The sequence below is a fragment of the Brevibacillus fluminis genome, from assembly GCF_003710825.1.
GTDB lineage: Bacteria > Bacillota > Bacilli > Brevibacillales > Brevibacillaceae > Brevibacillus_D > Brevibacillus_D fluminis.
In genome coordinates this window covers 1-301 of the sequence record NZ_RHHQ01000091.1, presented here as the reverse complement: position 1 = coordinate 301, position 301 = coordinate 1, and the positions used below count along the sequence as shown (strand labels likewise).

Annotated in this window: 1 pseudogene; it reads right to left on the bottom strand. The window is 49.8% G+C overall.

The features are described 5' to 3' along the window. Positions 1 to 46: 46 nt before the first annotated feature. Positions 47 to 301: pseudogene (locus tag EDM56_RS31670) on the bottom strand (hypothetical protein); the annotation flags it as partial.

Sequence of the window (301 nt, the reverse complement as noted above, 5' to 3'; positions counted from 1 at the left end):
AGGAACGTCGTTTCCATTTTCGCTTACTTGTGCAGGACTGTACTGGTCACTTGTGTAGGAGGGGGCTGGTCACTTGTGTGACCAGCTTATCCAGTTCACGCCAGTCATAAATGCGATGAACCAGCTTCGGAAGCGTCGCCTGATTGTACGGCGTATCAAACAAAAAGACGGGAATCCCCATTTCTTCGGAAAGCTGGAGCGCGTTCTCCAGCCGATCTTCAATGAACATGTCCACATTCCAGCGCTTAGCTGCCGCTACCTTATCATGGGACCCAATCAATTCGATGTGATGATACGGAAT